Here is a 12,769-nt window from a genome sequence, read left to right as displayed (position 1 = left end):
AAGGCGGCTTTTCCAGTTTGAGTGCGTTATGCGCGTTCCTTTAGCGAGTGATGTGCTGATACTCACCGGCGTCGGCAGTCGCGCTGCTCACTGCCAGGATGGCAATGAAGGAAGCGATGAAGCCAGGAATGATCTCGTACACACCGGGACCCCCCATGAACTCTGCGTTCCAGCCCAATGAAATCCAGACCATGACGGTGGCGGCACCTACCACCATGCCCGCGATGGCGCCAGCGCCGTTGGTACGCGACCACATCAGCGACAGGATAATCAGCGGGCCAAACGCCGCACCGAAGCCTGCCCAGGCGTTACTGACCAGCCCCAGAACCTGAGAGTCCGGATCAGACGCAATGACGGCTGCCACCAGACCCACCAGTACGACACAAACCCGGCCTACGCCGACGGTCTCCTTGTCCGTCGCCTCTTTACGCAGGAACAGGCGGTAGAAGTCCTCGGTCAGTGATGATGACGACACAAGAAGCTGGCTGGAAATGGTGCTCATGATCGCAGCAAGCAGTGCAGCATAGAGGAAGCCGGTGACCAGCGGATGGAACAGCAGGTTCGCCAGGATGATGAAGATGGTTTCCGGATCCTCGACATCCATACCATTGCGGATCGCATAGGCCCGGCCGAACACACCCAGAGAGATCGCGCCGATCAGGGAGATGAGCATCCAGCTCATACCGATGTTACGGGCAGTAGGCACTTCCTTCAGCGTCCGGATGGCCATGAAGCGCACGATGATGTGCGGCTGCCCGAAATAACCCAGCCCCCAGGTCACCGCAGACAGCCAGCCGATAAAGGTCAGTCCCTCCGTCCATGATAGTAGCGTGGGATCGACTTCATTCAGGGTCTGTGACGCCTGGGCGAAACCGCCGCCACCTTCACCAAAGAGCACAACCGCCGGCATGATCACCAGTGCCAGCATCATGATGCAGCCTTGCACGAAGTCCGTCATGCTCACGGCCAGGAAGCCGCCGACGACGGTATAGGCAAGTACCACGCCCAGTGTGATGACGACACCTGCGGCGTAGTCGCTCAGGCCACCAATGTTGATAACGCCGGAAAACGCGCTTTCGAACAGCTTGCCGCCTGCCACCAGGCCTGACGCCGTGTAAACCGCGAAAAAGACCACGATGACGACAGCGGATACCGTTCTCAGCGACATCGCCTGAGTTGGAAACCGGTTCGCCAGGAACTCCGGAATGGTGATCGCATTACCATAGTGAACCGTCTGTTCACGAAGGCGTGGTGCGACCAGTGTCCAGTTGAAGAACGCACCCACGAGCAGGCCGATACCGATCCAGGCCGAACCCAGGCCGGATGCAAACAGTGCCCCGGGCAAACCTAGCAGCAGCCAGCCACTCATGTCCGAAGCACCGGCCGATAGAGCCGCCACTTTTGGACTCAGGGATCGGCCACCCAGCATGTAATCTTCGGACGAAGACGTGGCTTTGCGCATAGCATAAAAGCCGATGGCGATCATGAGCACAAAGTAACCAATAAGACTGATCCAGATACCAATAGCCATAAAAACGTCTCCAGTTTATTAGGCCGGATGTAGCGCCGACAGGTTGTTGGTACGCATGCAGACCAGAATGCTGATGGCGAGCATCACGATCGGGTCGAGCGCGAACTTGGAGCTGATAGTGGCATTGTTATCAACCATAGGGGCCTTCCGTGTTGTTGTGTTGTTGTGTTGATGAGTGGCGTTCACTCGTCTCCCAGTGCCAGCAGTGACGCGTTGCCCCCCAGGGCGGCGGTATTGACGGTCACCGTCTTCTCGGTGGCGAAGCGCAGCAGGTAGTGCGGACCGCCGGCCTTGGGACCGGTGCCGGACAGGCCCTGCCCGCCGAACGGCTGCACGCCCACCACGGCCCCGATGATATTGCGGTTCACGTAGACGTTACCAACGCGAACTTTCTTCGCTATTTCATCGGCGAAGGATTCGTTGCGGCTATGCACGCCGAAGGTTAGGCCGTAGCCGCGGGCGTTGATCGACTCGATTACCCTGTCGATCTCGCCGGCCTGGTAGCGCACGATGTGCAGCACCGGGCCAAACTGCTCCCGTTCCAGGGCTTCGATGCCGTCGATCTCGAAGGCCACCGGGGCGATGAAGGTGCCATTCCCGGTATGCGCCGAGTCGAGCCGGGTCTCGGCCAGCAGCCGACCCTCGCCCTTGAGCCTGTCGATGTGGGCGGCGAGCCCCTGGCGCGCATCCTCGTCGATCACCGGGCCGACGTCGGTGCCCAGGTCGCGGGGGTCGCCCACGTGCAACTCGGCCATGGCGCCGTCGAGGATCTCGATGACCCGGTCGGCCACGTCCTCCTGCAGATAGAGCACGCGCAGCGCCGAGCAGCGCTGACCGGCGCTCTGGAAGGCCGACTGGATGACGTCGGCGACCACCTGCTCGGGCAGGGCGGTGGAGTCGACGATCATGGCGTTCATGCCCCCGGTCTCGGCGACCAGGGTGGGCAGCGGGGCATGATCGCGGCCGGCGAGGGCGCGGTTGATGATCTGGGCGGTGTCGGTGCCGCCGGTGAACACCACGCCGGTGAGGCGCGGGTCGCGGGTCAGCACGCTGCCCACGGTGGGGCCGTCGCCGGGCAGCAGCTGGACGACATCGCGAGGCATGCCGGCCTCATGGAGCAGCTCGACGACGCGATGGGCGACGATCGAGGTCTGCTCGGCAGGCTTGGCCAGTACGGTATTGCCGGCCACCGCCGTGGCGACCACCTGGCCGCAGAAGATCGCCACCGGGAAGTTCCAGGGACTGATCGCCGCGAACACCCCCTTGCCGCCCATCACCAGCTCATTGGACTCGCCGGTGGGCCCGGGCAGGCGGGTCGGCTCGGCGAACAGCTCCTCGGCGCGCATGGCGTAGTAGCGGCAGAAGTCCACCGCCTCGCGAATCTCGTCGATGCCGTCGGTCAGCAGCTTGCCGCCCTCGCGGGAGCACAATGCCATCAGCTCGGCGAGGTGGGTCTCCATCAGGTCGGCGAAGCGGCGCAGGATGGCGGCGCGCTCGGCCACCGGGGTGGCCTCCCAACGTGGGAAGGCGTCCCAGGCGGCGTCCAGGGCCTGCTCAGCCTGAGGCTTGGTGGTCCACTGCACCGTGCCGACCGGCTGGCGGCGGTCGTAGGGGCTTGGGACCTCATGGGACCGGGACGGCGCGTCGGTGACCTCGAAGGCCAGCAGCGGGCGCGCCCGGTAGGTCGTCTCCATATGACGGCCCATGGCGTCCATCAGCGGTTGGTACTGGCTGCGGATATTGAGGTTCACACCGCGGGCGTTGCGCCGCTTCTCGCCGTAGATATCAGCCGGCAGCGGGATGCGCGGGTTGGCGTAGCTGCCATACTGGCGCAGGGTGTCCACCGGGTGCACGCACAGGGACGCCACCGGCACCTTGGGGTCGACCAACTGATGCACGAAGGAGGAGTTGGCACCGTTCTCCAGTAGGCGGCGCACCAGGTAGGGCAGCAGGTCCTTATGGGCCCCCACCGGCGCGTAGATCCGGCAGTAGGTACCTTGGGGCGCATGCGCCAGGGCCCCGTCGTAGAGGGCCTCGCCCATGCCATGCAGGCGCTGGAACTCGAAGGGCCGGATCGCCTGGTTGGCCTGTTCCAGGATGGTCGAGATGGTATGGGCATTGTGGGTGGCAAACTGCGGGAAGAGGCGTCCGCGGGTCTCCTCGGAGAGCAGGAAGCGCGCGCAGACCAGGTAGGCCACGTCGGTGGAGGCCTTGCGGGTGAAGACCGGATAGCCGTCCACGCCGAGCTGCTGGGATTCCTTGATCTCGGTGTCCCAGTAGGCGCCCTTGACCAGACGCAGGGGAATCTCGTCACCCTGGTCGTCGGCCAGGCGGTTGAGGTAGTGCAGCACCGACAGGGCACGCTTGGCATAGGCCTGCACCACCAGCCCGAAGTGACCCCAGCCACGGCAGGCCTCGCTTTCGTAGACGGCACGGAACACCTCGAGGGAAATCTCTAGACGATCGACCTCCTCGGCGTCGATGGTCATGGCCACGTTACACTCACGGGCCAGGGTGGCGAGCTCCTTGACGGTACCTACCAGCTCGCGCAGGACCTGTTCGCGACGGCCGAACTCGTAGCGCGGGTGCAGGGCCGAGAGCTTGATGGAGATCGAGGGGGCCGGCGTCTTCGCCGACAGCGACTGGCTGGTCTGGCCGACCTGGCGGATGGCCTGGGCGTAGTCCTCGAAGTAGCGCCTGGCGTCGGCCCGGGTGCGGGCGGCCTCGCCGAGCATGTCGTAGGAGTAGGTGTAGCCCTTGTCGAACAGCGGCCTGGAGCGCTTGAGCGCCTCGTCGATATCGCGGCCGAGCACGAACTGCTTGCCCATGACCTTCATGGCTTCGACCATGGCGCGGCGGATCACCGGCTCGCCCAGGCGATTGACCATCCTGTTGATGAAGCCCGAGGGCTTGCCCTCGCGGGGCTTGTCGAGGGTCACCACCCGGCCGGTCATCAACAGGCCCCAGGTGGAGGCATTGACCATCCACGACTCACTCTTGCCGACGTGGGCCTGCCAGTCGGCCGGGCCGAGCTTGTCCTCGATCAGAGCGTCGGCGGTGGCCTTGTCGGGAATGCGCAACATGGCCTCGGCCAGGCACATCAGCATCAGGCCCTCGTGGGTATCGAGGCTGTATTGCTGGAGCAGCTCGTCGATGGTGTCCACCGCGGTATCCATCTCGCGGATCTCGCGCACCAGGTCGGCGGTCTTGTCGGCGATGCGCCGGAAATCTTCCTGGCTGGCGTCGAGCACCTTGACCAACTCGTCGACGAAGGCATTCTCGTCGACGATATAGTGCTCGCTGATGCGCGCGAAGAGGGTATCGAGATCCTGGCGCCAGCTGTCACGGGCCAGCATATGGTTGGCATTGAGCATCAAGCTAGGGTCCCCCGGTGGTAAGCCGTTGTGTCGTCAGAGGGCAGGGCCCGGCGCCGGCGAGACGTGACTGTTGCCGGCGGTTTCGGGGCATCCTTAGAGGGTAGGGGGGCAGGCGAGAGCCTGCTTGTCGAATCCCCGGGAGGTTTTTACCTTTCCACGGATATTGCCGGGTACGGGGTTGAAGTGGCGACCCAGGTCTAACGGCCGGGGGCAATGGTCTTTAGCTGCGGGCCGCCGGCCTGCCTCAGCTGGCTCGGGGAATGGCCGAAGGCACGACGAAAGGCCCGCGACAGGGCGCTCTGGTTGGTGAAGCCGGTCAGTGCGGCGATTTCCGAGAGCGGCAGATGGCTCTGCAGGAGTAGGCGATGGGCGCTTTCTAGGCGGCGGCGGATCACGTACTGCCAAGGGGACAGGCCGGTCTGGGCACGGAAGCGCTCGGTGAAGTGGGCCTCGCTCAGGCAGGCCGCAGACGCCAGGTCGGCGACCCGCAGCGGGCTGCCGAGATGGCGGTCGATGTAACGATCCAGCGCCGCCAGGTCGAGACGCCGCCCCCGGGGCGGCGTCGCGTGGGCCAGACGGGCATGCAGCGAGCCCAGCAGGGTGCAGGCGAGACGCTCGTGGTGCACCGGGTCGATGGGGCCCCGGCTGGAGAGCAGGCGCAACTCCTGGAGCAGGAAGTCCCGGTAGCGCTTGAGCGGGTCGTCCAGAGTAAAGAAACGCGGCGCATCGAAGAGGCGCGAGAGGTCATGATGGTAGCCGGTCAGTGACAGGGCGTCGCCGGGGAGGTCGAGGATCAGCTGATGGTTGTCCCCGTGGCCGGCATAGTAGTGCACGTGATTGGCCGGCACGATGCAGCCGGAGAAAGCGGAGGTGGCGCCGCCCAGCCCCTCGATCTCGAAATCGGCCTGCCCACTCAGGCCGATCACGATCTGATGGAAGTCGTGGGCATGATGGTGGGTGATGGTGTCGAGCGGGATCTGGCGAATGGCGCTGGACATGGTCGTCCCCCGGCTGGGCAGGTCATCGACATGACAGACCATGCTACCAGAGACGCCGACGGGGCGGGATCAGTCTTGCTGACGCCGCAGCCGGGTATGGGCCGCCAGGTGGTCGCGCAGCGCCGCCAGCTCCTCCTGGCCCGTGGCGTCCAGCAAGGGCTTGCCCCGGCTGACGCGATCGTGTCGGCCATGCTCGTCCATAAGACGCTGGGCGCGACGGCGTACGCCGTCCAGGTAGTCATCATGGCGAATCGGGTAGCCGGCGATGGCGGTCCATTCGGTCTCGCTGACACGGCTTTCCAGGGCCTTGTCGAACAGCTCGAGGAGATGTTCCGGTTCGGTACGATAGCGGGGCGTGCGCGAGAACATCAGCACGGCGACGAGGGTGCCGAAGAACAGCAGGCAGACCGCGAAGACCAGCAGGTACAGGGCCATCGGTGTTCTCCCATGCAAAAGGGCCCGGCGATGGCCGGGCCCCGGGGTGGTCGCGCTGTCAGGGCATTGGCAACTCGAGGATCTCCCGGGCCTGCTGCCAGGAGGCCACGGGACGCTCATACTGCTCGCATAGCTTTGCCACCCGCTCGACCAGGGCGGCATTGGAGGGGGCCAGGCTCTCCTTGTCCCAGCGCACATTGTCCTCGAGACCGGTGCGGGTGTGGCCACCGGCGGCGATCGACCACTCGTTGAGGACCAGCTGGTTGGCCCCGATGCCGGCCCCGCACCACTGGGAGCCCGGCGCCAGTCGCTCGAGGGTCTCGATATAGAAGTCGAAGGTCGGCTTGTCGACCGGCATGGCGTTCTTCACGCCCATCACGAACTGGACGTACAGCGGCGCCTTGATCTTGCCCTGCTTCATCAGGTTCACCGCCTGATGGATATGCGACAGGTCGAAGGCCTCGATCTCGGGCTTGATGTCGTAGGTCAGCATCTCGGAGGCGAGCCAATCCACCAGGTCCGGCGCGTTCTCGTAGACACGCGTGGGGAAGTTGTTGGAACCGACCGACAGGCTGGCCATGTCGGGCTTCAGCGGCAGCATGCCGCCGCGCTCACGGTCGGCCCCCGAGCGTCCCCCGGTAGACAGCTGGACGATCATCCCCGGGCAGTGTTTGCGCAGGCCCTCGAGCAGGCGGGCGAACTTCTCGGGATCCGAGGTCGGGGTCTGATCCTCGTTGCGGACATGGCAGTGGGCAATGCTCGCCCCGGCCTCGAAGGCCGCCTGGGTGCTCTCGATCTGCTCTTCGATGGTGATCGGAACCGCCGGATTGTTTTCCTTGCGTGGCAGGCTGCCGGTAATGGCCACACAGATGATACAGGGATTGTTCATTGAAGCTGTCCTTGACGCGTTGAGTCATGGTGCCGGTTCGCCGAGCGACCGGAATGGCAGGTTCGGGCCTGCTCTTGTGATGTATCGGATCGCTGGGCGGGCGTGTGCAATGTAAGTATAAGGCCACGGAGGGGCCGGCTACTACGGCCACCGCAGGTAGGCAGGGCTTCCATGCCGATCGGGTCGGGGGGGATACCCTTGGCGTTATGGTAGGTGCCGACATCAGGGTGATGCACGATGGTGGTAGCTAAAGAGTACTTTTATAACAGGTGAGTAGGGGCGCCGTGCCGACGAGGCGTCAGGAAGACGGTGATCCAAGGGAAAGGGTGTCCCCGGACACGGCGAGGCGCCCCATACGATAGATCAACCAAGTCAAGGGGGTGAAAAGTTGAGGCGCCATGTCTCGAAGCGTCTTGCCGGTCTCCGGCATCGCCATTCTCCTACACCTAATGGCGTAGATGTAGATGATGCGTGCGGGACCTTCCACGGAATGGCACGGAAGCCCATCGGCCGCTTGCCCGGCGTCTTAGGTGCTGATGACCACCGGCGTGTCGATGCGGGGGCGACGCTTGATGTCTGTACGCTTCATTTTTGTATGGTGAATGGCATGTATGGCTTCACCATACACGACACCATACAAAATGGCGGAGCTATACGTTTACGCCCAATGACGCTGATGGACAGGATTTCGAGGAGATTCAGCGGCTTGGTGAGGGAGGGTGTCGCTTGATGACGCTGCTTTACAGCCGATTGGAGCGGGTGAAGGGAATCGAACCCTCGTCTTAAGCTTGGGAAGCTTCTGCTCTACCATTGAGCTACACCCGCGAAGCGATTGGATAGTAAATCCAATCGCTTACTTATTGCAAGTGCTCGTCGCTCGTGCCGTCCCTGTTCGCTTACCACGCGTGCCCTGCCGTCTGGGCGGCGCCTGGCACCTGTACCCGGCAAGCAGGGAACTGCGTGGAGGTGGCGTGAAAAAAATTGCCTTCTCGGCGAACTTTTGTTGGCTAGGCTGTCAGAACAAGCACGGACAGCAGCGCGATGGCAGTCGCTAACACTGTTGGTCCGGCTTGCAGTTTCGATCCTTGGCCGTCTTGTGTTCCGCAAGGCGGCTTTTTCTTGTCGCCCTGTCTGACTGGCCGGCTGTCCGGGCATGGCCGTCTGTCGGCTCGGGGAGGCGCCTGTCGTATGGTGGCCTCCGGCACCTGGCCGGCCAGCGGTGGCATGCCGGAGGCGGTGGTCACGAATGGCGCATGCGCAGCAGGGCGCTCAGGACATCGCGGCGGGTGACGATACCCACCAGGCGTTCCTGTTCCACCACCGGATAAACCTTGGGCTTGGCACCCAGCATCTCCTGGGCGAGGTCGCTAATGCTCTTGGTGGGAGGGATGGAGAGCACCTCGTGACGCATCAGTTCACGGACTAGGGGCGGCTCCTCATCGAGATAGGAACTCTCCAGCACCTTGCCCAGCACGTCCTGTTCCGAGATGAAGCCGATGAGGTGGTCATGGTCGTCGACCACCGGCACTCCCGGCAGCCGGTGCAGTGCCAGGCCTTCGGCCAGGGTGGCCACCGAGGTCTTGCCGGTAACCCGGTAGCAGTCGCGGGACATGATGTCACGGACGATGGTGGGGGCCTTGTTGGGCATGGCGGTTCTCCTCGTGCCGGCGGTGGTGGCCTGTCGCTACGGGGCAGGCGCCCGACCGTCTCCCAGGGGCATTCAGGAGGACGTGCCGCGGGATGCCGATGGGCCCGTAGCGTTTCTCGATGTCAGCATAGACGAGCCTTGCCATTGTCATGTGCACGCCGATGGGCCCGGTTGCCAACGCTATGCGGGCATACCAGGGCTTTCTGGAACCGGGGCGCAGCGCATCACTCCAAGTATGGCACACTGTTCCTGTCCGTCCCGCAGCACGGAAACCTCATCCTGCAGAGGGATCACCGGCCAGCGGGACGCCTTGGGGAAGTCACTTGCCAGACCATGGGGGAGCCGATCATGGATGCCCGTGAATACCTGGCCCGCAAGGGGCTGGACGGAGAGCGCGACCGGGAGCGTCCCAATACCCTGGAGGAAAAGGCCTGGTCCCGGGCCCGGGAGGCCGGCGATCACCGCCCTAGGGCCGGCACGCCCCATGACTGGGAGGATTGGGAGCGCTTGCATGACACCCTGGCGGAGGGCGCCGAGGCGCTCGAGCAGAAGATCGACCACGAGGCCCATCGCCAGGCCCTGGAGCATGAACGGGCCGTGCAGCATTTCACGCCCCAGGCCAGGGAAGAAGCGCGGTCATCCCAGGATGCCCTGGCGTCCCGGGCGCGCGACACGGAGGCCGGGGCCCCGGCTCGCCCCGAGCCCTTCGCCGCCTTGGTGGCACTGGCCGTGCTGCTGCCGCCGCTGTCCATGGGATTGGCGGGCGGCGGCAGCCGTCGGGTGGCTCTCTCTCTGGGGCTGACCTTGCTCGGCTGGGTGCCGGGGGTCGTCTATGTCCTGGCCTGGCTGCGCCGCGCCTGAGCCTTGGCAGTGCGCCTCTCGCCGGTATAATCCTCCTCGTCCCCACTGTCACACCGGAGTCGAGCCTTGGGCTATCTCGTCGGCATCACCATTCTCTGGGCTTTCTCGTTCTCGCTGATCGGCGTCTACCTTGCCGGTCAGGTGGACAGCTACTTCGCGGTGCTGACGCGGATCGCCCTGGCGGCGCTGGTCTTTCTGCCGTTTCTGCGGCCACGCTTGCTGCAGGGGCGCCAGCGGCTGACGCTGATGGGACTCGGCGCCATCCAGCTCGGCGTGATGTACATCTTCTTCTATCAGTCCTTCCTGCTGCTCTCGGTGCCGGAGGTGCTGCTGTTCACCATCTTCACGCCACTCTATATCGCCCTGCTGGACGATGCCCTGTTCCGGCGCTTCACCCCCTTCCACCTGGTCACCGCCGGCCTGGCCGTGCTGGGGGCGGCGGTGATCCGCTATCAGGAACTCGACAGCGGGTTCTGGCTGGGCTTTCTGGTGGTGCAGGGGGCGAACCTCTGCTTCGCCCTGGGTCAGGTGGGATATCGCCGGCTCTCGGCGAGTCTACCGGCGTCGCTGCCCCGCCACAGTGTCTTCGGCTGGTTCTACCTCGGCGCCTTGGCGGTAGCGCTGCCGGCTTTCGTGTTGCTGGGCAGTACGGCGGCGCTGCCGACCACCGGCGTGCAGTGGGGCGTGCTGGCCTGGCTCGGGCTGGTAGCCTCGGGGGTGGGCTACTTCCTCTGGAACCTGGGGGCCACCCGGGTCGATGCCGGAGCGCTGGCGATCATGAACAACGCCCTGATTCCCGCCGGGCTGCTGGTCAACCTGGTGATCTGGAACCGCGATGCCGACCTGCCCCGGCTGGCGCTCGGCGGGGCGATCATCGTCGGCTCGCTGGCGCTCAACGAGTGGTGGCTGCGCCGTCGGGCGCTACAGGTCGCCTGAGGTCGGTTTGCCCCCCTCGGAACCCGCCGTCATAATGAGCGGCCGGCGAAGCGAGGGACCCGCGCATGCAAGCCTTCAAGAACATCGGCCTGATCGGTCGCCTGGGCAGTGCCAAGGTGGTCGAGACCCTCAAGCGGTTGATCCGCTTCCTCGAAGCGGGGGGGTATCACATCATCATCGAGGATCGCACCGCCACGGTGCTCCTCGATCATGGCCATCCCGAGGCCAGCCGGCGGCTGATCGGCGAGCTGTGTGATCTGGTGATCGTGGTGGGGGGCGACGGCAGCCTGCTGGGGGCGGCTCGGACCCTCTGCTACAGCGGCACCCTGGTGCTGGGGGTGAATCGCGGCCGACTCGGCTTTCTCACCGACATCTCACCCGATGAGCTCGAGGCGCGGGTCGGCGAGGTGCTCCAGGGGGACTTCGAGATCGAGGAACGTTTCCTGCTAGATGCCGAGCTCTACCGGGAAGAGACCCTGGTGGGTAGCGGTGACGCCCTTAACGAGGTGGTCGTGCACCCCGGCAAGGCGGTACGCATGATCGAGTTCGAGCTGTTCATCGACGGCCAGTTCGTCTACAGCCAGCGCAGCGATGGCCTGATCGTGGCTACCCCCACCGGTTCCACGGCCTACGCGCTGTCCGGTGGTGGCCCGATCATGCACCCTCGGCTCGATGTCGTGACCCTGGTGCCGATGTTTCCCCATACCCTGTCGAGTCGCCCCATCGCCATCGATGCCGCCAGCGAGATCCGTATCCACATCGGCGAGACCAACCAGACCTATCCCCATATCAGCTGCGACGGTCAGACACGGGCCGTCGCCAAGCCCGACGATGTGCTGGTGATTCGCCGCAAGCCGCAGCGGGTGCAACTGGTGCATCCGCTGGGACACAACTTCTACGAGGTCCTGCGCAGCAAGCTGGGCTGGAGCAACCGCCTGGGAGACTGAGGTGAGCCGCAATCACGCCCTCGAGGGGTACGACCTGATCGGTGATGTGCACGGCTGTGGCGCCACGCTGGCGACCCTGCTCGAGCGTCTGGGCTATCATTGCCGCGCGGGCGTCTACCGTCATCCGCGGCGCAAGGTGATCTTCCTTGGCGACCTCATCGACCGCGGCCCGCGCATCCGCTTGGCGGTGTCCATCGCCCGGCGCATGGTAGAGGAGGGCGAGGCTTACATCGTCATGGGCAACCATGAGATCAATGCCCTGACCTATTGCCACCGTGCCCGCGGTGGGACGGGACGCGAGTGGTTGCGCGAACATACGCCGCGCCACAATCGCATCATCAAGGAAACCCTCGACCAGTACCGCGATCACCCCCAGGAGTGGGAGGAGGTCCTGGCCTGGTGCCTCGACATTCCGCTGTGCCTGGAGTTCGAGGGGCTGCGAGTCGTGCATGCCTGCTGGGACCACGCCTTGATCGAGGGGTTGCGTCGTGAGCGTCCCGATGCCCGTATCGACATGGATTTCCTCGAGGCGGCGGTACAGCCGGGCACGCGGGAGTTCCGCATTCTCGACCGGCTGACGCGGGGCTGTCATGTGCCCCTGCCCGAGGGCCTCGAAATACACTCTGGTGACGGCTTCACGCGGCGCAGTTTCCGTGCCCACTTCTGGGCACGGGCGCCGCGCACCTGGGGCGATGTGGTCTTCCAGCCCGACAACCTGCCGGGAGACCTGGAGCAGCGCCCGTTGACCGAGACCGAGCATGCCCGGCTGAGCTACTACGCGCCCGAGGAGCGGCCGTTGTTCATCGGCCACTACTGGTGCGAGGGGATCCCGGCACTGCCGACGTCCAACATCGCCTGCCTGGACTACAGTGCGGTGAAGTTCGGCCGCCTGGTCGCCTATCGCTGGAGCGGCGAGGCGCGGCTGAATGCCGACCATTTCGTCTGGGTGCGGGTGCCCCGCGAGGAAGAGGCGCGTCCGGAGCCCTGGGAGATCGATTTCGATTGATACAATTCTTTACGCAATTTTCGTCCCGGCGGTGTGAACTTCGTCTCCCCTGGCCCGTCAGAGTAGGTGTTCCCTTGAATGATCCCTTGCTCTTGTCCGGCGGCCCCCTCCGCCGGACTTTTTCTTTGCGGGCCCTTCACG

At 64.7% G+C, this 12,769-nt stretch carries 10 protein-coding genes and 1 tRNA gene; 4 read left to right on the top strand and 7 right to left on the bottom strand.

What is annotated here, in order from left to right; all coding sequences use genetic code 11:
* Positions 1–40: 40 nt before the first annotated feature.
* The 7 genes from putP to FHR94_RS05130 all read right to left on the bottom strand — a co-directional run bounded on the left by putP (position 41) and on the right by FHR94_RS05130 (position 8,878).
* A complete protein-coding gene (gene putP, locus FHR94_RS05160; RefSeq protein ID WP_183324562.1) occupies positions 41–1,531 on the bottom strand; it encodes a sodium/proline symporter PutP in 1,491 nt (496 codons plus the stop codon).
* A gap of 182 nt (positions 1,532–1,713) precedes the next feature.
* Positions 1,714–4,905 carry a bifunctional proline dehydrogenase/L-glutamate gamma-semialdehyde dehydrogenase PutA gene (putA, locus tag FHR94_RS05155; RefSeq protein ID WP_183324561.1) on the bottom strand — a complete coding sequence of 1,064 codons (3,192 nt, stop codon included), beginning with the start codon at positions 4,903–4,905 and terminating at the stop codon, positions 1,714–1,716.
* Between the two features lie 200 nt (positions 4,906–5,105).
* Complete coding sequence (locus tag FHR94_RS05150) at positions 5,106–5,906, bottom strand: AraC family transcriptional regulator (RefSeq protein ID WP_183324560.1); 801 nt, start codon at positions 5,904–5,906, stop codon at positions 5,106–5,108.
* 69 nt (positions 5,907–5,975) lie between these two features.
* Positions 5,976–6,341, bottom strand: coding sequence for a hypothetical protein (locus tag FHR94_RS05145; protein WP_183324559.1), 366 nt, complete (start codon positions 6,339–6,341; stop codon positions 5,976–5,978).
* A gap of 58 nt (positions 6,342–6,399) precedes the next feature.
* Positions 6,400–7,230, bottom strand: a complete 831-nt coding sequence (locus FHR94_RS05140) for a 3-oxoadipate:acetyl-CoA acetyltransferase (RefSeq protein ID WP_183324558.1) — start codon at positions 7,228–7,230, stop codon at positions 6,400–6,402.
* Positions 7,231–7,981: 751 nt separating this feature from the next.
* Positions 7,982–8,055: transfer RNA gene (locus FHR94_RS05135), tRNA-Gly, on the bottom strand.
* 415 nt (positions 8,056–8,470) lie between these two features.
* Positions 8,471–8,878: a CBS domain-containing protein gene (locus tag FHR94_RS05130; protein ID WP_183324557.1), complete on the bottom strand. Its 408-nt coding sequence runs from the start codon at positions 8,876–8,878 to the stop codon at positions 8,471–8,473.
* A 348-nt stretch (positions 8,879–9,226) separates the two neighbouring features.
* Between FHR94_RS05130 and FHR94_RS05125 the strand changes: the two genes are divergently transcribed.
* From FHR94_RS05125 to FHR94_RS05110, 4 genes are all read left to right on the top strand, one after another.
* The gene (locus FHR94_RS05125; protein WP_183324556.1) at positions 9,227–9,739 is read left to right on the top strand and encodes a YqaE/Pmp3 family membrane protein; all 513 of its coding nucleotides are present in this window, start codon (positions 9,227–9,229) and stop codon (positions 9,737–9,739) included.
* A 66-nt stretch (positions 9,740–9,805) separates the two neighbouring features.
* Positions 9,806–10,675: a carboxylate/amino acid/amine transporter gene (locus FHR94_RS05120; RefSeq protein ID WP_183324555.1), complete on the top strand. Its 870-nt coding sequence runs from the start codon at positions 9,806–9,808 to the stop codon at positions 10,673–10,675.
* A 65-nt stretch (positions 10,676–10,740) separates the two neighbouring features.
* On the top strand, positions 10,741–11,622 hold the full coding sequence (locus FHR94_RS05115) for an NAD(+) kinase (protein WP_183324554.1): 882 nt from the start codon (positions 10,741–10,743) through the stop codon (positions 11,620–11,622).
* Between the two features lies 1 nt (position 11,623).
* Positions 11,624–12,628 (top strand): metallophosphoesterase, encoded by a 1,005-nt coding sequence (locus FHR94_RS05110; RefSeq protein ID WP_183324553.1) that lies wholly within the window; start codon positions 11,624–11,626, stop codon positions 12,626–12,628.
* The last annotated feature ends 141 nt before the right edge of the window (positions 12,629–12,769 follow it).

The organism is Halomonas cerina, assembly GCF_014192215.1.
Lineage (GTDB): Bacteria > Pseudomonadota > Gammaproteobacteria > Pseudomonadales > Halomonadaceae > Halomonas > Halomonas cerina.
Note: the sequence above shows the minus strand (reverse complement) of the source record. Positions and strands in the feature narration are given on the sequence as shown.

What these genes read in the sequence shown, in the direction of transcription:
- putP (WP_183324562.1), bottom strand. Translation starts at nt 1,531, where the DNA reads ATGGCTATTGGTATCTGGATCAGTCTTATTGGTTACTTTGTGCTCATG.
- putA (WP_183324561.1), bottom strand. Translation starts at nt 4,905, where the DNA reads ATGCTCAATGCCAACCATATGCTGGCCCGTGACAGCTGGCGCCAGGAT.
- FHR94_RS05150 (WP_183324560.1), bottom strand. Translation starts at nt 5,906, where the DNA reads ATGTCCAGCGCCATTCGCCAGATCCCGCTCGACACCATCACCCACCAT.
- FHR94_RS05145 (WP_183324559.1), bottom strand. Translation starts at nt 6,341, where the DNA reads ATGGCCCTGTACCTGCTGGTCTTCGCGGTCTGCCTGCTGTTCTTCGGC.
- FHR94_RS05140 (WP_183324558.1), bottom strand. Translation starts at nt 7,230, where the DNA reads ATGAACAATCCCTGTATCATCTGTGTGGCCATTACCGGCAGCCTGCCA.
- FHR94_RS05130 (WP_183324557.1), bottom strand. Translation starts at nt 8,878, where the DNA reads ATGCCCAACAAGGCCCCCACCATCGTCCGTGACATCATGTCCCGCGAC.
- FHR94_RS05125 (WP_183324556.1), top strand. Translation starts at nt 9,227, where the DNA reads ATGGATGCCCGTGAATACCTGGCCCGCAAGGGGCTGGACGGAGAGCGC.
- FHR94_RS05115 (WP_183324554.1), top strand. Translation starts at nt 10,741, where the DNA reads ATGCAAGCCTTCAAGAACATCGGCCTGATCGGTCGCCTGGGCAGTGCC.